The following is a 17,859-nucleotide window of genomic DNA, read 5'->3' as shown; positions in this document are numbered from 1 at the left end:
ATCAAGATCAAGATCAACAGCGTCTGTGGTGGGGATGATAACGTCTAAACTTGCCGCGACATATATCCCGTGTAGGAGCGACTTTGTGCCGCGATGGCCGCGAAGCGGCCCTAGTGTTTGAATCACAGCAAATAAACTGGGGCCGCTGCACGGCCATCGTGGCACCTCGCTCCTACAAGAAGTGGTGGCTCGCAAAGGTGTTCGAATGCAGCCACACCCTGATTAAAGAGACTGATCTATGGGGTGTAGAGTAATACCCATTGTCCACTCTCGCCAACACGTGACCCATCCAAGGGCACACCCCCCATCAATCCGCTAGCAACCCGCTCTGCCACAGGACGGCTGCTCCCCCGTATCGATACTGACCACCACCGACATACCCGGCCGCAGCCGCGCAGCCTCTGGCTGGCCGGCATCCACTGTGATACGCACCGGAATGCGCTGGGCGATCTTGACGAAGTTGCCGGTCGCATTGTCCGCCTGAAGTAACGCGAACTCCGAGCCAGTGGCAGGGGAAATCTGTTCGATGTGCCCGTACAGTTTGAGATGGTTCAAGGCATCCACCGTGAAACTGGCCGGCTGGCCGATGCGCACGTCGGCCATCTGCGTTTCCTTCATATTGGCGATGATCCACAAGGTATCGGGTACCAGCGCCATCAGCTGGGCACCGGAGTTGACATAGGCGCCCAGGCGCGTCCCGATCTGCCCCAACTGCCCGTCCCTTGGCGCGGTCACGCGGGTGTTGTCCAGGTCGATGCGGGCCAGGGCCACGGCGGCCTTGGCATTCTCGACCGCAGCCAGCAGCGCCGCGCGGTTGACGATCACCGACTCGCGATCCTGCCGGGCAATCTCCAGCGCAGCCTTTGCCTGCGCAAGGCTCGCCGCCGCCGCCGCCTCGCTGGCGCGGGTGACATCCAGTTCACGTCGTGACACCGATCCATCGGTGACCAGCGCCTGGTTGCGCGACAGATCGGCCTTCGCCTTGCTCAACTGCGCGGCAGCGTCATTGATGGCAGCCTGGCGCTGGGCGATGGTCGCCTCAGCGCTCTTACGCTGCTGCGCATTGTTGGCCAGCGCCGCCTCTTGTTGCTGCTGCTGAGCGATGGCCTGAGCAAGGCGCTGGGTGTAGATCCGGTCATCGAGCTTGACCAGCAACTGGCCCGCCTTGACGTACTGGAAGTCCTGCACTGGCACCTCGACGATATAGCCGCTCAACTGCGGTCCGATGATCGTGACCTGCCCGCGCACCATGGCGTTTTCGGTACTTTCGATGGCGCTGCTGAAAGGGGGCAGGCGCCACGCATAAAGCACCACCAGTACGCCGACCAGGGCGACACAGCCGAAGGTGATGGCTGACAGTATGCGCACCTTGCGAGTGCGTCCGGGTGAAGTTGGCTCACTTGGTGGCGTAGTGCCCTCCGGCGCTTCGGCGATGGCAGTCGTGGTGGTGGTGCGGGATTGTTCGGTCATCGTGTCGGTGCGCCAAGGGATGAGTCGGTCAGGCGAGCCTGACGTTTGCTGTACCAGAGCCAGGTGCCGCGTATGCAGATCCAGATCATGGTGAGAATAGCGATAGCGCCAATGAGCATGAACACATCGTTGTAGGCCAGCACATTGGCTTCTCGGGTGGCCGCGCTAGCCAGTTGGCGCATGCCCACTTCAGTACGCAGGGCAGGGTCGGCGATCAGGCGCCCGACGCTTGCACCCCCACTTTGAACCCGGGCGGTGACCAGCGGTTCCACGCTGCTCAGGTGGTCCATCAGGTGACTTGAGTGAAATTTTTCCCGCCAGATCTGGAACGTGCCCAGCAGCGCTGCACCGATCAGACCGCCGAGGTTGTTGCAGATGCCGAACAGCACCGAGAAGCTCACCAGGTTCTGCGGGTTGGCCCGCACATGGCCAATGCCCAGGGCCATGGAGGGGCCCAGGAAGAACGTACTGCCGAAGGCCAACAAAAACTGGCTCAGGTACATTTGCGCAGGCCGGGTCAGGTTGCTCGACGTGCTGTCCATGAAGGCGCCTACTGCCATGGCCAGCAGGGAGATCAGCAGCGGTAGGATCAAGTGATTAGGGTTGATGGTCAAGGCGCTGGTCGCCAACCCGGCGACCGCACCGAGCAGCATGATCCAGTACAGCGAACGCATCTGTTCACTGGACATGTTGAGCATCTGCAGAAAGCCGACTGCGCCGGTGGATTGCTCGGAGGTGACCATACGGATGAGGATCACGCACAGTCCCAGGCGGATGATGGCGCCGCTGCCCAGCCACCGCGTCATCAGCAGGGGGTTCTCCCGGTTGTGCTCGATCGCCAGCCCGCTCAGCATCAGGACGATCGAGCCTGCCAGCGCCATGCCGATCCACGGCGCATCCAGCCACCAGTCGATGCGCCCAAGCGACAAGGCAGCGCAGAGCAGCGCCGTGCCGCTGGCCATCAGGGCGAAGGTGAGAAAATCCAGAGGCTCGAAGGTCTTGAAGCGGTCACCGGGCGGTAGTTTGAGCAGAAGTACGCAGCCCAGGGCTGTCAGTGCCAGCCCCAGTTCGAACAAGTAAAGCCCCCGCCACTCGGCGATCAACAGCAGGTCTTCAGAAAATATCCGTGCCAGCGGCAAGGCCAGCTGGGAAGCGCCAAGGCCCAGGACCATTGCCTTGAGCCGCCACTGTGCCGGGAAGGCCTGGATCATGTAGTACAGGCCAAGCGAGGTCAACGCGGCGCCCACCATGCCGTGGGCGGCCCGCACGGCAATGGCCGAATTCAGGTCGTTGACCAGCAGGTGGGCGAAGGTCACCAGGGCATAGAGCACCAGAAACACTTCGGTAAAGGCACGCAGGCCGAATTGCTGGCGAAACTTGACCAGCAACAGGTTCATGGACACGTTGGTCATCACGTAGGCAGCCGGCAACCAGGCCATTTCCGCAGTGGTCGCGCCCAGTGCACCTTGCAGGAACACAAGGTTTGCGGTCACCAGCGCGTTGCCCAGCCCGCCGGTGATGGCGACCAGCAAACCAACCAGACCATAGGCCAGGCGCTTGGCTGGGCTGTGCAGGGGCGTGGACGGCGAACCTGGCAGGGTCGGTTTCTCGTGGGGTAACCACTGGCGGGGTGCGTACTTGTCCATGAAACAGCCTGTCTAAGGTGTTGGATGCAGCCGTTGTGTGGCCGCTTGCGCCTGCGTCGATGTTATCCAGCGCTGCTACAAGGCCCGTGCCAGGAAGGCGGCTGTGCGGCTGTGCTTGGCCTTGGCTACCTGACCGGGGTTGCCGCTGGCGACCACCTTGCCGCCGGCATCGCCAGCCCCAGGGCCGATGTCGATCACCCAATCGCACTGGGCGACTACGCGCATGTCATGTTCGACCACCACCACGCTGTGGCCGTTATCCACCAGGCGGTTGAGCTGCACCAGCAACCGGTCGACATCTTGTGGGTGCAGGCCGTTGGTGGGCTCATCGAGCACATACAAGGTGGCGCCGCGGGCCTGGCGTTGCAGTTCGGTGGCCAACTTGATCCGTTGTGCTTCGCCCCCTGACAGCTCCGTTGCCGGCTGGCCCAGACGCAGATAGCCCAAGCCTATGTCTTGCAGCACCTGAAGCGAACGCCGCGCCGAGGGCTGATCCTCAAACACGCTCAGCGCTTGTTCCACGGTCAGTTGCAGCACCTGGGCGATATTCATGCCTTGCCAGCTTACCGAAAGGGTCTCTGGATTGTAGCGGGCCCCGTGACAGGTCGGGCAAGGAGCGAACACGCTTGGCATGAACAGCAACTCGACACTGACGAATCCTTCGCCTTCGCACGTAGGGCATCGACCTTTCGCGACGTTGAATGAGAAACGCCCGGCATCGAAGCCCTGGGCCTTGGCCTGTTCGGTACTGGCGAATAATTTGCGCACATGATCGAACAAGCCGGTGTAGGTGGCCAGGTTGGACCGAGGCGTTCGGCCGATCGGTTTCTGGTCTACCTGCACCAGCCGCTTGATGTGCTCAAGGCCTGCGCTGACGCGGCCCGTGCTCACCTGCTCTGGCTCGTCTTCCAGGTCAGGCACCTGGGCATCCTGTGAAGCCTCGGCGTGACCCAGGTGTGTGCCTACCAAGTCCAGCAGGGCCTGGCTGACCAGGCTCGACTTGCCGGAGCCCGAAATGCCGGTCACCGCCGTGAAGCAGCCCAGCGGGAACGCTGCACTGAGGTTGTCGAGGTTGTTGCGGGTTATGCCCTCCAGGCGTAGCCAGGCCTGGGGCTCGCGATGTTGGCGGTGTGTCTTGTCCTGTGCCTGGAATAGATAGCGGGCCGTACACGATTGCTCGACCTGGGCCAGGCCGGCCGGAGGGCCACTGTAGAGAACCTTGCCCCCGTGCTCTCCGGCGGCCGGCCCCACGTCCACCAGCCAGTCCGCACGGCGCATGGTGTCCAGGTCGTGTTCGACCACGTACACCGAATTGCCCGCCTGCTTGAGGCGCTGCAGGGCATCGAACAAGGCTTCGCTGTCGGCCGGGTGCAGGCCGGCGGAGGGTTCGTCCAGCACATAGACCACGCCAAACAGCTGCGAATTGAGCTGCGTAGCCAGGCGCAGGCGCTGCAGCTCGCCCGAAGACAGGGTAGGGGTGCTGCGTTCGAGTGCCAGGTAACCCAGGCCGAGCTCAAGCAGCGTGTCGATGCGCACCAGCAGCTCACTGGCAATGCGTTGCGCGGCCAGGCGTTTTTCAACTGTCAGGTCATCGTCCTGAATCAGGTACTCGGCTGCCGCCACCTTGCGCAATACCTCAGCCAAGGCCTGCAGGGGCAGTTGCGAAAGCGCTGCGATATCCAGGCCTGCGAAGGTGACACTCAATGCCTCGCGCTTGAGACGTTTGCCTTGGCACGTGGGGCAGGGGCTCGGGCGCATGTAACGGGAAACGCGCTTGCGCATCTGTGCACTTTGCGAGTGCATGAACGTATGCAGCACATAGCGCCGAGCGCCGGTGAACGTGCCTTGGTAGCTGGGTTCTGCCTTGCGTTTGAGGGCGGCACGTGCCTGGGCCGGCGTAAGGCCCGCGTAGACTGGCACGGTGGGTGTTTCTTCGGTGTAGAGAATCCAGTCACGCTGCTTCTGGGGCAGATCGCGCCAAGGCACATCCACGTCGTAGCCCAGGGTGACCAGAATGTCCCGCAGGTTTTGCCCTTGCCACGCCATGGGCCAGGCAGCCACTGCGCGCTCCCGGATGCTCAACGAGGGGTCGGGGACCATGGTCGCCTCGGTGACCTCGTAGACCCGGCCGAGCCCATGGCACGCGGGGCAGGCGCCTTGCGGCGTGTTGGCCGAGAAATCCTCGGCATACAGCATTGGCTGGTCCGCGGGGTAATGGCCTGCACGCGAGTACAGCATGCGGATGGAGCTCGATAGCGTGGTGACGCTGCCTACCGAAGACCGCGCACTGGGGCTGCCACGCTGCTGCTGCAGCGCCACCGCGGGAGGCAAGCCTTCGATGGCGTCCACGTCCGGTACACCCACTTGGTCGATCAGCCGCCGAGCGTAGGGCGCAACCGATTCGAAGTAGCGGCGCTGGGCCTCGGCGTACAGTGTCGAAAAAGCCAAGGAAGACTTGCCGGAACCCGACACTCCGGTAAACACCACCAATGCGTCGCGCGGTATCTCTACATCGACATTCTTGAGGTTGTGCTCGCGCGCACCCCGTACACGAATGAAACCGCTGAAGGCGGGTTTGTCGCTTGGCATGTTGCTGTCCTTGCTTGGCAGTCGGGTCGAGAAGACATAGCAGGCCAGCGATCACGTATGGCCTGCGGTCGAATAGGAATAGCTGTAGGACGCTCCAAGCGGCCAGGAGGTTCTACCGGGCAGCCTGCGAGCCGAGTGGAGCGTGGCCATCCACCTGGACGCACACCGTCCGGTCACCCACCGTTTTGCAGGGCCAATGATCATTGATGTAAGCATCCGGGGTAAAACACACCCGGTCATCATTGACCCAGAACATGTGCCCGCGCGATCCGGAAATGCGCAGTTTGGTGCAGGGCCGATAGTCCTTGATCAGGAGCGTGGCCGTGCTCACTGCAATCATCACCGGGGCCGCGATGCATATCGCCATGAGTGTGACCTGAAAAGAGCGAAGCTGGAATCGAGCAAGCCAGGACGCCCTCGGCGGGTCGAACTTGCGGCCGGTAAAAAGGCCGATCATGGCGGCGGCGACCACAATGGGCGTCAAAGTAATCACCCCTATCACGAAAAAGGCTCCGAACGAAGTCTCGACCACCGGAGCACCGCGGTACAGGCGCCCGAAGACTGGTAGCACATCCACCCAGATGGCATACAACGCCAGGCTGCACACGGCGACCATGCCCAGCCCAATACCCAACGCTGCGAAGCGAAACAGCAAGGGGCTGCGCAGGTGAAGCTCAGCGTGCTGTGTCATCGCTTCCCGCCGGTGCCCTGTCCGCGCCCAATAACGCCCACAGGCGCGCATCTTCGAAGTTGTCGATGACCAGGCGCGCACCTGCCTCGATCAAACGTAGTGGCGTCTGGGTAGTGGCAAGGCCGACCGTGAAGATCCCGGCAGCGCTGGCTGCCCGAACGCCCGGTAGCGAGTCTTCGAAAGCCAACGCCTGGTCAGCATGGGCATCCAGTCGCTGCAGGCCGGTCAGGTAGGGAAGTGGGTCGGGCTTGGGCTTGGCCAGTTCATCGGCAATCACCACGTGGTCGAACCTGTCGCTCAACTTCAGGCCTGCGAGCATGTGTTCGGCATTGAGCCGCGGGGCGTTGGTCACTACGCACATGCCAAAGCCGTGGGTGCTGGCGTGATCGAGCAAACGGATCAGCCCAGGCAGGGGCTCGAGCTTTGGTGACATTTCACGAAAAAGCGCTTCCTTGCGTTCGGCAAGTGCCTGGCACTGCAAGGCAGTGGCACCCTCGAACAACTCGGCGAACAGTTCGCCATTGGCCCGGCCGCTGATCTGAGCATCGAACTGGTCCTGGCTCAATGCTCGGCCGTCGTATTCACGCAAGAGCTGGCGAAACGCCTGTAAATGGAGGGTATCGGTGTCGGTGAGGGTGCCATCTAGGTCGAACAGCAATGCATTGAGCATGGGGATTTCCAAAGCAGGTACAGGGTGGCCATAGGATCATAACCAATGACGACGACGAAGGGGGCTGGTCAGCGTGCTCCGGAAAGAGTACAAATGTGCTCCATGGATAATCTAACCCCCAAGCGCCGCGCCATTTTCGATTTCATTCGCGAGCGCATCACCGAACAAGGCCAGCCCCCCAGCCTGGCCGATATCGCCACGCGCTTTGGCTTTGCCTCACGCAGCGTGGCCCGCAAGCACATCACCGCGCTGTGCCAGGCAGGCTACATCGACGTCACCCCCAATCAGGCCCGCAGTATTCGCCTGGCAAAGCCGCTACGCCGGCCTGAAATGCTCGAACTGCCGGTGCTCGGACAGGTGGCCGCGGGTGCGCCGATCGGGCCGGACCTCGACATCCACGAGCAATTGATGCTCGACCCCAGCCTGTTTCGCCGTACCCCCGATTACCTGCTCAAGGTGCGCGGGGACTCGATGATAGGTGACGGCATCCTCGACGGTGACCTGGTCGGCATCCGCCAGCAGGGCGATGTACGGGAAGGGCAGATCGTGGTCGCTCGGCTGGACGGCGAGGTGACCATCAAGCGCCTCCAGCGCCACGGCGAGGGCTATCGGCTGGTGCCGCGCAATCCGGCGTACGCACCAATTGACGTAGGGCCGGATCAGGAGCTGTTCATCGAAGGCATCTTCTGTGGCCTGGTGCGGCGCGACTGATGGGCGCGGTCATTGATCTGGACAGGCTGCTCGACCAGCGTCGGGTATGGCGTGGCCGTCAAGCCCAGGCCCGGCCACAGGGTCTGCAACCGACCGGGCATGCCAGCCTGGACGAACGCCTGCCCGAAGGCGGCTGGCCGGCGGCGGCGCTCAGCGAATTGTTGCTCGTGCGGCCTGGTAGCGGCGAACTGCAATTGCTTTGGCCCACGCTGGCGCGCCTGAGCGGCGAGGGCGGACGCGTGGTGTTGGTATCACCTCCCTTCATTCCTTTTGCGCCAGCCTGGCAGGCGGCGGGTATCGACCTGCGCTGGCTGTTCCAGGTCGACGCGGGCACTACCGACACCCTGTGGGCCGCCGAACAGTGCCTGCGTTCGGGCAGTTGTGCCGCGGTGGTGTGTTGGCCAGAACGCGCCGACGACCGCGCCTTGCGCCGCTTGCAGGTCGCGGCGGAAACCGGGCAGGCCCTGGCGTTCGCCTGCCGTGGGCAAGCGGCCATGCATAACCCGTCGCCTGCGGCATTGCGCATCGCCATCGACGCACGCCCACCCCAGTGGCGGGTACTCAAATGCCGTGGCGGCATGCCGCCGGCCTTACCGATCGCGTGTTCAAGGCAGGGATGATGGAACATGTTGTGGGCCTGCATTCTATTTCCGCAGTTGGCGCTGGACAGCCTGCTGCGCGAGCGCGACGACCGTGACGCACCGCTAGTGCTGCTGGGTGGTCCCAGTCAGCGCCGGGTCCTGCAATCGGTCAACCCTGCGGCAGCCGCTCTGGGGCTTCGCGCCGGCCAAACCCTGACGGCCGCCCGTGCGCTGGCCGATGGCTTCTCCTGCCTCGAAGTCGATCCCAAGCGCATCGATGCTTTGCAGCAGTTGCTGGCCGCCTGGGCATATCGCTTCACTGCCCAGGTCAGCTTGCACTACCCGCGAACCTTGTTGCTGGAAGTAGGGTCGAGCCTGCAGCTGTTCGGGCCATGGCCGGTACTGGAGGCGCGCTTGCGCCAGGAACTGTCTGCGCTGGGCTTGCGTCAACGCATCGTCCTGGCCAGCAATCCGGTGGCTGCGCGCATGCTGGCCAATACTCACGACGGGTTGGCGTTGGAGGATGCCGCTTCGACCCGTGCGGCACTGGCCGAAATGCCCATCGACCGGATCGGCCTGCGCCCGGAAGATGCCCAGGCCTTCGGCCGCATGGGGTTGCGCCAGCTGAAACATGTACTGGCGCTACCGCGCGACGCATTGGCAAGGCGCTTTGCTGCCCAGGTGCAGTTGCACCTGGACCAGTTACTGGGCATGCGCAACCTGGGCCTTGCATTCTTCGAACCGCCGGACCGTTTCGAGGCGCGGTTGGAGCTGAACTTCGATGTGGAGTCGCACCAGGCGCTATTGTTCCCATTACGTCGCATGCTGACAGACCTGGCCGCTTTCCTGGCTGGGCGCGACTGTGGCGTCCAGCGATTCAAGGTGTACATGGAGCACGCGCAGGGCCATGACACCCAGCTTGACGTTGGATTGCTGGCCGCAGAACGCGACCCGGCCATGTTGCTTGAACTGGCCCGTGGCAGGCTGGAATTGGTGCGTCTGAAGGCGCCGGTGCGCAACCTGCGCCTGGTGGCCGAGGACTTGCCGCCATTCGTGCCTCAGCACAAGGCGTTGTTCGATCCACGCGCCCAGCAGGCCCAACCGTGGGAACAACTGCGCGAACGCTTGCGTGCACGTCTGGGTGACCAGGCCGTGACGGGGCTCAGCGCCGTGGCCGATCACCGTCCTGAACAGGCATGGCAGGCCAATGAAGTCGGCCAGTGGTCCAGCCTGTGCGTCACACCGGGCAGCCGTCCTGGCTGGCTGCTGGCCACCCCCACGGTGCTCAACGAACAGGCCTATCAGGTTCACGGGCAGGCCGAGCGCATCGAGTCCGGTTGGTGGGACGGCGCGGACGTACGCCGTGATTACTACCGCATCGAAACCCGTGAGGGCCTGCGTGGGTGGGCCTACCGTGACCTCGGCCAAGGCGGGCCGCTATGGTTGCAGGGCTGGTTTTCATGAGCGGCTTTGGCTACGCGGAGTTGCATTGCCTGAGCAATTTCAGCTTCCAGCGCGGAGCGTCAAGCGCGGATGAGTTGTTCCGCCGGGCTCGCGAGCAAGGCTACCAAGCCCTGGCCATTACCGACGAATGCACCTTGGCTGGCATTGTGCGCGCCTGGCAAGCGGCGAAAGAGCAGGGTGTACGGCTGATCGTCGGCAGCGAAGTGCAACTGCAGGATGGGCCCAAGCTAGTGCTGCTGGTGCAAGACCTGCAGGGCTACCAGAACCTTTGCGCCCTGATCACCCGTGCGCGGCGTCGGGCGCCCAAAGGGGACTACCAGCTGTTGCGCGAGGACCTGCCTGCGCACAGCAAGGGCCTGTTGGCATTATGGGTGCCTGATGATGTTGCCGATCAAGCTGTGGGCGACTGGTTGAGGGAGGTCTTCGCGGCCCGCCTCTGGCTGGCCGTGCATTTGCACCGCGGTGTCGATGACGACCAGCGTCTGGCGCGTCTGCGTGCATTGGCGGCAACCTTGGGTGTGAATGCGGTGGCGTGCGGGGATGTTCACATGCACGTGCGCGGTCGGCGCGCCCTGCAAGACTGCATGATGGCAATTGGCCGGCGCTGCCAAGTGGCTGAGGCAGGGCGCTTTCTGTACGCCAACGGCGAGCGTCATTTGCGTACCCCTGCCCAATTGGCCGAGTTGTATCCCGCCGACCTGCTGGCCCAGACCTTGGTGATTGCCGAGCATTGCCGTTTCGACCTTGGTGAGCTGCGCTATCGCTACCCCGAAGAACTGGTACCCGCTGGGCATACCGCTGCCAGTTGGTTGCGTGAGCTGTGCGAACAAGGGTTGCCGCTGCGCTGGCCCCAAGGCCCGAGCGATCAAGTTCGCCAAGCCCTTGATCGGGAGCTGGCGCTGATCAGCGAGCTGAGCTACGAGAGTTACTTCCTCACCGTTCACGACATCGTGGCCTTTGCCCGCGAGCAGCACATCCTGTGCCAGGGGCGCGGCTCTGCCGCCAACTCGGTGGTGTGCTTCGTGCTGGGGATCACCGAGCTGGACCCCATGAAACATCGGTTGCTGTTCGAGCGCTTTCTGTCACGCGAGCGCAACGAGCCGCCGGACATCGATGTGGACTTCGAGCACGACCGGCGCGAGGAAGTCATCCAGTACGTGTTCAGGCGCTATGGTCGACACCGCGCGGCGTTGACGGCGGTCGTCAACACCTATCACGCCAGCGGGGCGGTACGCGATGTCGCTCGCGCATTGGGCCTGCCGGCCGACCAGGTGGACGCCCTGGCCAAATGCTGCGGCCGTTGGAGCGACCGCATCCCCGATGCACAGCGTTTGGCCGAGGCGGGGTTCGATGCAGGCAACCTGATGTTGCGGCGTATCCTGGTGCTGGCCGGTGAGCTGATCGGTTTTCCCCGGCACCTGTCACAACACCCAGGTGGCTTCGTCATCTCGCAACAACCCCTCGACCAGCTGGTGCCCGTGGAAAACGCGGCCATGGCCGAACGCACCGTGATCCAATGGGACAAGGATGACCTGGACATGGTCGGCCTGCTCAAGGTCGATGTGCTGGCGCTGGGCATGCTTAGTGCACTGCGTCGCTGCTTCGCGCTGGTGCAGCAGCACCGTGGGCGACATTTGACGCTGGCCACCGTCCCTGCCGAAGACCCGGCCACCTATGCCATGATCAGCCGCGCCGAGACCATGGGCGTATTCCAGATCGAGTCCAGGGCGCAAATGGCCATGTTGCCGCGCCTGCAGCCCAGAACCTTCTACGACCTGGTCATCGAGGTCGCCATCGTGCGCCCTGGCCCCATCCAGGGCGACATGGTCCATCCCTACTTGCGCAGGCGGCTCAAGCAGGAACCGGTGACCTACCCATCGCCCAAGCTGAAAGCGGTGTTCGAGCGTACCCTTGGCGTTCCGCTGTTCCAGGAGCAGGTGATGGAGTTGGCCATGGTGGCGGCTGACTACAGCCCCGGTGAGGCCGACCAGTTGCGTCGCAGCATGGCCGCCTGGAAACGCCACGGCGGGCTGGAGCCGCACCGCAAGCGCTTGCTCGAAGGGATGCAGCGCAATGGCTACGAACTGGCGTTCGCCGAACGCATCTTCGAACAGATCAAGGGCTTTGGCAGCTACGGATTCCCCGAGTCCCACGCCGCCAGTTTCGCACTGCTGTGTTATGCCAGCAGTTGGTTGAAATGCCACGAGCCGGCCATCTTCACCTGCGCGCTGGTCAATAGCTGGCCGATGGGGTTCTACAGCCCCGACCAACTGCTCCAGGAGGCCCGCCGCCAGGGTATCGAGGTAAGGCCGGTGGACGTGTGTCACAGCCAGTGGGACTGCACGCTCGAGCCTGGGCCCGGGGGGGAACTGGCCATTCGCATGGGCTTGCGCTTGGTCCGCGGCCTGGCCGAAGCCGATGTGCGCCGGCTCGAACAGGCAAGGGCGGTGCAGCCGTGGCGAGACGTCGAGGACCTGTGCCTGCGCTCGGCCCTGGATGAGCGCGCCCGGGCTCGTCTGGCGGACGCAGGGGCCCTGGTCGCGCTGGGCAGGCACCGGCACCAGGCGCGCTGGGAGGTGGCGGCGGTGCAGGCGCAATTGCCTTTGTTCGCCGACGTGCAGGCGCCCCCGGAGGAACGCGTCGACCTGCCGACACCCACCGTCGGCGAAGACTTGGTGGCCGACTATCATGCCATGGGCACGACCTTGGGGCCCCACCCATTGACCTTGCTCCGATCCCGTCTGCGTGCCCTGGGCTGTCGCAGTTCCGGTGAACTGCACGGCGTCGAACATGGCGACGCCATTGCCATGGCAGGGTTGGTGGTGGGCAGGCAGCGGCCACAGACCGCCAGTGGCGTGACCTTCGTAACGCTCGAGGACGAGTTCGGCATGGTCAACGTGGTCGTATGGCGGGACCTCGCCGAACGGCAGCGGCGCGCGTTGGTCGGCGCTCGGCTGATGAAGGTCAGTGGCCGCCTGGAACAGGAAAATGGCGTACGCCATTTGGTGGCCAGGCGGCTGGAGGATGTCAGCGTGCTGCTGCAGGGGCTGGACGTACGCAGCCGGGATTTCCACTGAACCCCTGCAGCACGGCTTTGCTTACACCATCGCTAGGCGCTGCTTGCGGGTAGGTGCTTCGAATGCCTGGTCGATGGCGTTCAGGTCATCGGCGGTCAAGTTCAAACGCGCTGCCTCGGCATTGAGCCTGACATGCTCGGGTGTCACGGCTTTTGGAATCGCGATCATGCCATTGTGCCGCGTGACCCAAGCCAGGCAGACCTGGGCCGGGGTAGCACCATGGTCGTGGGCGATCTGCTTGAGCACTGGGTGTTGCAGCAAACGCCCTGCCTGAGCAAGGGGGCAGTAGGCCATGATGGGCAGTCCCTGCTGTATCGACCAGGGCAGCAGGTCGAATTCGATACCTCGTTGCGCAGGGTTGTAGAGCACCTGGTTGGTTGCACAATCGGGGTTGTCCAGTTCTTGAAGGTCATCCACGTCGAAGTTGGACACGCCCCAACGCTTGATCTTGCCTGCCTCGCGCAGGCGCTCGAAAGCGTCCACGGTTTCCTGCAATGGGTACTGACCGCGCCAGTGCAGCAGGTACAGATCAATGCAGTCGGTACCCAGGCGCTTGAGGCTGCGCTCGCAGGCGGCCTGCGTGCCGCGCTGGCTGGCGTTGTGCGGGTAGACCTTGCTCACCAAAAATACCTCGTCCCGACGCCCGGCGATGGCCTGGCCCACCACCTGTTCCGCACCGCCCTCGGCATACATCTCGGCGGTGTCGATCAGGCGCATGCCCAGGTCGATGCCTTGTTGCAAGGCGGCGACTTCGGCCGCCCGACGGCTCGGGTCTTCGCCCATGTACCATGTGCCCTGGCCGATGATCGGCACGTTGGCGCCTGCCAATTTCACGTCACGCATGTCACCTCCGGTGGATGGGTGTTACTCAGTAGAACATCCAGCAGCGCCTGGGCTGCCGTGGACAACGTATGCTCGCGCAGGGCCATTACGCCAATGCGCCGCTCGACGGCAGGTTCGACCAGGGGGATGCAGCGGGCCCCCAGCTCCTGCATTTGTGTGATACACAGCGCCGGCACCGCGCTGACGCCCAGACCACTGGCGACCATGCGGCCTACGGTTGCAAGCTGATGGCTTTCGAAAGCCACCGCCAGCTTGCCGTGCTGCACCGCCACGTTCTGCTCGAGCAACAGGCGCACGGCAGAAGGACGCTGCAGTGCCACGAAATCCTCGGCCAGAAGCTGCGCCCAACTGATTTGCGCGAGCCGGGCCAAGGGCGAGTCAACCGGCACGACCGCAACGAACCGGTCAAGGTACAGCGGGTGAAAGTGCAAGCCCTCGACATTGTCTGGCTCAAAGCCGATGCCCAGTTCGACGCGCCTGTGCCTGACCAGTTCCTGCACCTGTTCATTGATGACGTCGTGCACGGTCACATTGACCTTGGGGTAGCACCGGCGAAAAAGCTTGAGAGCCCCTGGCAACAGGTTGCCAGCAAAAGAGGGCATGGCCGCAATGGCCACCCGGCCCAGTTGCAGGGTGAAGCGCTGGCGCAGCATTTCTTCGGTGTCGTCCCAGTCAGCCAACAGGCGACGTGCCAAGGGCAGCAGTACCTCACCTTCGGCAGTCAGGCTGACGCTACGCGTGGTACGGCTGAGCAGTGCGCCGCCCAAGTTCTCCTCCAGCGCCTTGATGGTCAGGCTCAGGGCGGGCTGCGAGATGTGCAGGTGCTCACCGGCCTGGGCAAAGCTCTGGAACTTGGCCACGGCGACGAAGGCGCGCAGTTGCTTCACATTCATGGGACTCGCCTATGCTTTGATTTGGAGTGCTTATCAATCAATCATAAAAACAAAATTAACAAATCAGTGAGCAAGCGAGAAGATACCCCCACACGCTCACCGACGCCCCGTCGGCTCAACAACTACAAAAGGCGAACCAGCATGGCCGGATTGGACAAACGCGTAGCTACGTACGAACAGGCCCTGGAAGGGCTGACCGACGGCATGACCGTACTGGCCGGAGGGTTCGGCCTGTGCGGCATACCTGAAAACCTGATCGCCGAGATCAAGCGTCGCGGCGTCAAGGGCCTGACCGTGGTCTCCAATAACTGCGGCGTCGATGGCTTCGGCCTTGGCGTACTGCTCGAGGACCATCAGATTCGCAAGATGGTCGCGTCCTACGTGGGGGAAAACGCTGAATTCGAACGCCAGCTGCTCAGCGGTGAGCTTGAGGTCGAACTCACGCCCCAGGGTACCCTGGCCGAAAAGATGCGCGCTGGCGGAGCGGGCATTCCCGCCTTCTTCACTGCCACCGGCTATGGCACCCCGGTGGCCGAGGGCAAGGAAGTGCGTGAATTCAAGGGTCGCAAGTACATCCTCGAAGAGGCCATTACCGGCGACTTTGCCATCGTCAAGGGCTGGAAGGCTGATCATTACGGCAATGTGATCTACCGCAACACTGCCCAGAACTTCAATCCGCTGGCCGCCACCGCCGGCAAGATCACCGTGGTCGAAGTCGAGGAAATCGTCGAACCTGGCGTGCTGCTGCCCAGCGAAATCCATACCCCTGGCATCTTCGTGGACCGCGTCATCGTCGGCACCTTCGAAAAGCGCATCGAAAAACGCACCGTCAAGGCCTGAGCGCCCCCACAGAACAACAAAGAGACTCTCACCATGGCACTGACCCGCGAACAGATGGCCCAACGCGTTGCACGTGAACTCAAGGACGGCTACTACGTCAACTTGGGTATCGGTATTCCCACCCTGGTGGCCAACTATGTGCCGGCCGACATGGACGTGATGCTCCAGTCGGAAAACGGCCTGTTGGGCATGGGGGAATTCCCCACCGAAGCGACCCTTGACGCTGACATGATCAACGCAGGCAAACAGACCGTTACCGCCCGCATCGGCGCATCGATCTTCGACTCGGCACAGTCGTTCGCCATGATCCGTGGCGGTCACGTCGACCTGACCGTGCTCGGTGCCTTCGAAGTGGACGTGCAGGGCAACATCGCCTCCTGGATGATCCCTGGCAAGCTGGTCAAGGGCATGGGGGGCGCCATGGACCTGGTGGCCGGTGCGGAAAACATCATCGTCACCATGACCCACGCCTCCAAGGACGGGGAGTCCAAGCTGCTGCCCCAGTGCAGCCTTCCTTTGACCGGCGCGGGCTGCATCCGCAAGGTACTAACCGACCTGGCTTATCTTGAGATCGAGGATGGCGCGTTCATCCTGCGCGAAACCGCCCCCGGTGTGAGCGTCGAAGAAATCATCGCCAAGACAGCCGGCAAGCTCATCGTTGCCGACGATGTGAAGGAAATGACCTTCTAACCCACATGCACTTTCGCCCTGCTGCGGCGAACCCGCCCGTTCAGGTAGCCGTTTTCACCACGGCATCTGGGCTGGCGGGTTCGTTGGCGCAGGGTTCGCGCATTTCTGCGCAGCCTTTCATCTACCTATAAAACCAATAAAAGGACGCTTCCGTGGCCGCTGAACTACAAGACAGCCGCTCTGCACGCTTTGCCCTGCGCTGCTCCAACTGGGCAGAGCGCTGGTTCCCCGATTCCTGGGTATTCGCCGCCTTGGCGGTGCTGCTGGTGTGCTTGGGCGCGTTGGCCATGGGCGCCAAGCCCCTGGACACCGCAAAGGCCTTCGGGGATGGATTCTGGAGCTTGATCCCCTTCACCATGCAGATGGCGTTCGTGGTCATCGGCGGCTATGTGGTCGCCAGTTCGCCGCCTGCCGCGCGGCTGATCGATCGTCTGGCCCGCATTCCCCGCAACGGTCGCTCGGCCGTTGCATGGGTAGCCCTGATCTCGATGCTGGCGTCATTGCTCAACTGGGGCTTGTCCCTGGTCTTTGGTGGCCTGCTGGTGCGTGCATTGGCGCGTCGTACCGACCTCAAGATGGACTACAGGGCTGCCGGTGCGGCGGCCTACCTGGGCCTGGGCGCAGTATGGGCGCTGGGGCTGTCCTCATCGGCGGCTCAGTTGCAGGCCAATCCGGCCAGCCTTCCACCCTCGATTCTGTCGATCACTGGCGTGATTCCTTTCACCGAAACCATCTTTCTCTGGCAGTCAGGCGTGATGTTGGCAGCCTTGGTCGTGGTATCGCTGGTCATCGCCTATGCTACAGCCCCCGGCCCCAACAGTGCGCGCAGCGCTCAAGCGTGTGGCGTGGACCCAAGCTTCAGCGCTCCGCCGGCACCTGCGCGTACACGCCCGGGGGAGTGGCTCGAGCACAGCCCTGTGCTGATCCTGCTGCTCGTTGCGCTGGCCGCAGGCTGGCTGTATCAGGAGTTCGCGAGTAAACCCGCCATCACGGCCATCTCTGGCCTGAACACCTACAACCTGCTGTTCATCATGCTCGGCGCGCTGCTGCACTGGCGGCCGCGCAGCTTCCTCGACGCTGTGGCTCGGGCCGTGCCCACTACCACTGGCGTGCTGATCCAGTTCCCGTTGTACGGCTCCATCGCCGCAATCCTCACCCAGGTCAAAGGGGTCGACGAACAGACGCTTGCCCATCACATCTCGCTGTTCTTTACCCAAATTGCCACCCACGATACCTATGCCCTGTTGATGGGTGTGTATTCGGCGGTACTGGGCTTCTTCATTCCGTCAGGTGGCGGCAAGTGGATCATCGAGGCGCCCTATGTGATGCTGGTGGCCAATGACCTGCAATACCACCTCGGCTGGGCTGTGCAGATCTACAACGCAGCCGAAGCGTTGCCCAACCTGATCAACCCGTTCTACATGTTGCCGCTGCTGGGCGTGCTGGGCCTGAAGGCGCGGGACCTGATCGGGTTTTCCTTCGTGCAGTTGCTCGTGCACGTTCCTCTGGTGCTGTTCCTGTTGTGGGCCTTGGGCACCACGTTGCAATACACGCCACCGGTCATGCCGTAGCAGCTGCTCCTGGCTACAGAACTGTGCCTTGCCTTGGGGTGAGGTGCAGGTCTGTGAGTCAGTGTGCTTTCTGCGCCAACCTCAGGGGGAAGAGGGCAACTTGCTCCTGACATCCAGACTCGC

At 63.1% G+C, this 17,859-nt stretch carries 14 protein-coding genes; 7 read left to right on the top strand and 7 right to left on the bottom strand.

Annotated elements, in window-relative coordinates:
* Nucleotides 1–315: 315 nt before the first annotated feature.
* From B2S33_RS08595 to B2S33_RS08575, 5 genes are all read right to left on the bottom strand, one after another.
* Nucleotides 316–1,470, bottom strand: a complete 1,155-nt coding sequence (locus tag B2S33_RS08595) for an HlyD family secretion protein (protein ID WP_288650164.1) — start codon at nucleotides 1,468–1,470, stop codon at nucleotides 316–318.
* Complete coding sequence (locus B2S33_RS08590) at nucleotides 1,467–3,116, bottom strand: MFS transporter (protein WP_288650163.1); 1,650 nt, start codon at nucleotides 3,114–3,116, stop codon at nucleotides 1,467–1,469. Before B2S33_RS08590 ends, B2S33_RS08595 begins: the two co-directional genes overlap by 4 nt.
* A gap of 75 nt (nucleotides 3,117–3,191) precedes the next feature.
* Nucleotides 3,192–5,705 carry an excinuclease ABC subunit UvrA gene (gene uvrA / locus B2S33_RS08585; protein WP_288650162.1) on the bottom strand — a complete coding sequence of 838 codons (2,514 nt, stop codon included), beginning with the start codon at nucleotides 5,703–5,705 and terminating at the stop codon, nucleotides 3,192–3,194.
* 112 nt (nucleotides 5,706–5,817) lie between these two features.
* Nucleotides 5,818–6,360, bottom strand: coding sequence for a hypothetical protein (locus B2S33_RS08580; protein ID WP_288650161.1), 543 nt, complete (start codon nucleotides 6,358–6,360; stop codon nucleotides 5,818–5,820).
* Between the two features lie 19 nt (nucleotides 6,361–6,379).
* The gene (locus B2S33_RS08575; RefSeq protein WP_288650160.1) at nucleotides 6,380–7,066 is read right to left on the bottom strand and encodes an HAD family hydrolase; all 687 of its coding nucleotides are present in this window, start codon (nucleotides 7,064–7,066) and stop codon (nucleotides 6,380–6,382) included.
* 93 nt (nucleotides 7,067–7,159) lie between these two features.
* Between B2S33_RS08575 and lexA the strand changes: the two genes are divergently transcribed.
* Genes lexA through B2S33_RS08555 form a run of 4 tightly spaced genes read left to right on the top strand, consistent with a single transcriptional unit; the run spans nucleotide 7,160 to nucleotide 12,899 of the window.
* The gene (gene lexA, locus B2S33_RS08570) at nucleotides 7,160–7,777 is read left to right on the top strand and encodes a transcriptional repressor LexA (protein ID WP_288650159.1); all 618 of its coding nucleotides are present in this window, start codon (nucleotides 7,160–7,162) and stop codon (nucleotides 7,775–7,777) included.
* The gene (gene imuA / locus B2S33_RS08565; protein ID WP_027916357.1) at nucleotides 7,777–8,397 is read left to right on the top strand and encodes a translesion DNA synthesis-associated protein ImuA; all 621 of its coding nucleotides are present in this window, start codon (nucleotides 7,777–7,779) and stop codon (nucleotides 8,395–8,397) included. Before lexA ends, imuA begins: the two co-directional genes overlap by 1 nt.
* Nucleotides 8,398–8,403: 6 nt before the next feature.
* On the top strand, nucleotides 8,404–9,822 hold the full coding sequence (locus B2S33_RS08560) for a Y-family DNA polymerase (RefSeq protein ID WP_288650158.1): 1,419 nt from the start codon (nucleotides 8,404–8,406) through the stop codon (nucleotides 9,820–9,822).
* Nucleotides 9,819–12,899 carry an error-prone DNA polymerase gene (locus B2S33_RS08555; protein ID WP_288650166.1) on the top strand — a complete coding sequence of 1,027 codons (3,081 nt, stop codon included), beginning with the start codon at nucleotides 9,819–9,821 and terminating at the stop codon, nucleotides 12,897–12,899. Before B2S33_RS08560 ends, B2S33_RS08555 begins: the two co-directional genes overlap by 4 nt.
* A gap of 21 nt (nucleotides 12,900–12,920) precedes the next feature.
* Here B2S33_RS08555 and B2S33_RS08550 read toward each other — a convergent pair whose 3' ends face one another.
* Together B2S33_RS08550 and B2S33_RS08545 are read right to left on the bottom strand one after the other, a co-directional pair.
* Nucleotides 12,921–13,742 (bottom strand): aldo/keto reductase, encoded by an 822-nt coding sequence (locus B2S33_RS08550; protein WP_028687780.1) that lies wholly within the window; start codon nucleotides 13,740–13,742, stop codon nucleotides 12,921–12,923.
* On the bottom strand, nucleotides 13,730–14,635 hold the full coding sequence (locus B2S33_RS08545) for a LysR family transcriptional regulator (protein WP_110606545.1): 906 nt from the start codon (nucleotides 14,633–14,635) through the stop codon (nucleotides 13,730–13,732). Before B2S33_RS08545 ends, B2S33_RS08550 begins: the two co-directional genes overlap by 13 nt.
* Nucleotides 14,636–14,776: 141 nt before the next feature.
* On the opposite strand from B2S33_RS08545, the gene B2S33_RS08540 reads away from it, so the two are divergent.
* The 3 genes from B2S33_RS08540 to B2S33_RS08530 all read left to right on the top strand — a co-directional run bounded on the left by B2S33_RS08540 (nucleotide 14,777) and on the right by B2S33_RS08530 (nucleotide 17,736).
* Nucleotides 14,777–15,475, top strand: coding sequence for a CoA transferase subunit A (locus B2S33_RS08540; RefSeq protein WP_023535422.1), 699 nt, complete (start codon nucleotides 14,777–14,779; stop codon nucleotides 15,473–15,475).
* Nucleotides 15,476–15,508: 33 nt separating this feature from the next.
* Nucleotides 15,509–16,165 carry a CoA transferase subunit B gene (locus tag B2S33_RS08535; RefSeq protein WP_027916352.1) on the top strand — a complete coding sequence of 219 codons (657 nt, stop codon included), beginning with the start codon at nucleotides 15,509–15,511 and terminating at the stop codon, nucleotides 16,163–16,165.
* 152 nt (nucleotides 16,166–16,317) lie between these two features.
* Nucleotides 16,318–17,736, top strand: a complete 1,419-nt coding sequence (locus tag B2S33_RS08530; protein WP_023535446.1) for a short-chain fatty acid transporter — start codon at nucleotides 16,318–16,320, stop codon at nucleotides 17,734–17,736.
* The last annotated feature ends 123 nt before the right edge of the window (nucleotides 17,737–17,859 follow it).

The sequence above is a fragment of the Pseudomonas sp. UBA5568 genome (assembly GCF_002425525.1).
GTDB classification, from domain to species: domain Bacteria; phylum Pseudomonadota; class Gammaproteobacteria; order Pseudomonadales; family Pseudomonadaceae; genus Aquipseudomonas; species Aquipseudomonas fulva.
The sequence above is the reverse complement of the archived record's forward strand: the minus strand, read 5'-3'. Positions and strand labels throughout refer to the sequence as shown.

Bases quoted from the DNA above. Each gene is read 5' to 3' on its own strand.
- B2S33_RS08595 (WP_288650164.1), bottom strand. From the start codon at position 1,470: ATGACCGAACAATCCCGCACCACCACCACGACTGCCATCGCCGAAGCG.
- B2S33_RS08590 (WP_288650163.1), bottom strand. From the start codon at position 3,116: ATGGACAAGTACGCACCCCGCCAGTGGTTACCCCACGAGAAACCGACC.
- uvrA (WP_288650162.1), bottom strand. From the start codon at position 5,705: ATGCCAAGCGACAAACCCGCCTTCAGCGGTTTCATTCGTGTACGGGGT.
- B2S33_RS08575 (WP_288650160.1), bottom strand. From the start codon at position 7,066: ATGCTCAATGCATTGCTGTTCGACCTAGATGGCACCCTCACCGACACC.
- lexA (WP_288650159.1), top strand. From the start codon at position 7,160: ATGTGCTCCATGGATAATCTAACCCCCAAGCGCCGCGCCATTTTCGAT.
- imuA (WP_027916357.1), top strand. From the start codon at position 7,777: ATGGGCGCGGTCATTGATCTGGACAGGCTGCTCGACCAGCGTCGGGTA.
- B2S33_RS08560 (WP_288650158.1), top strand. From the start codon at position 8,404: ATGTTGTGGGCCTGCATTCTATTTCCGCAGTTGGCGCTGGACAGCCTG.
- B2S33_RS08555 (WP_288650166.1), top strand. From the start codon at position 9,819: ATGAGCGGCTTTGGCTACGCGGAGTTGCATTGCCTGAGCAATTTCAGC.
- B2S33_RS08550 (WP_028687780.1), bottom strand. From the start codon at position 13,742: ATGCGTGACGTGAAATTGGCAGGCGCCAACGTGCCGATCATCGGCCAG.
- B2S33_RS08545 (WP_110606545.1), bottom strand. From the start codon at position 14,635: ATGAATGTGAAGCAACTGCGCGCCTTCGTCGCCGTGGCCAAGTTCCAG.
- B2S33_RS08540 (WP_023535422.1), top strand. From the start codon at position 14,777: ATGGCCGGATTGGACAAACGCGTAGCTACGTACGAACAGGCCCTGGAA.
- B2S33_RS08535 (WP_027916352.1), top strand. From the start codon at position 15,509: ATGGCACTGACCCGCGAACAGATGGCCCAACGCGTTGCACGTGAACTC.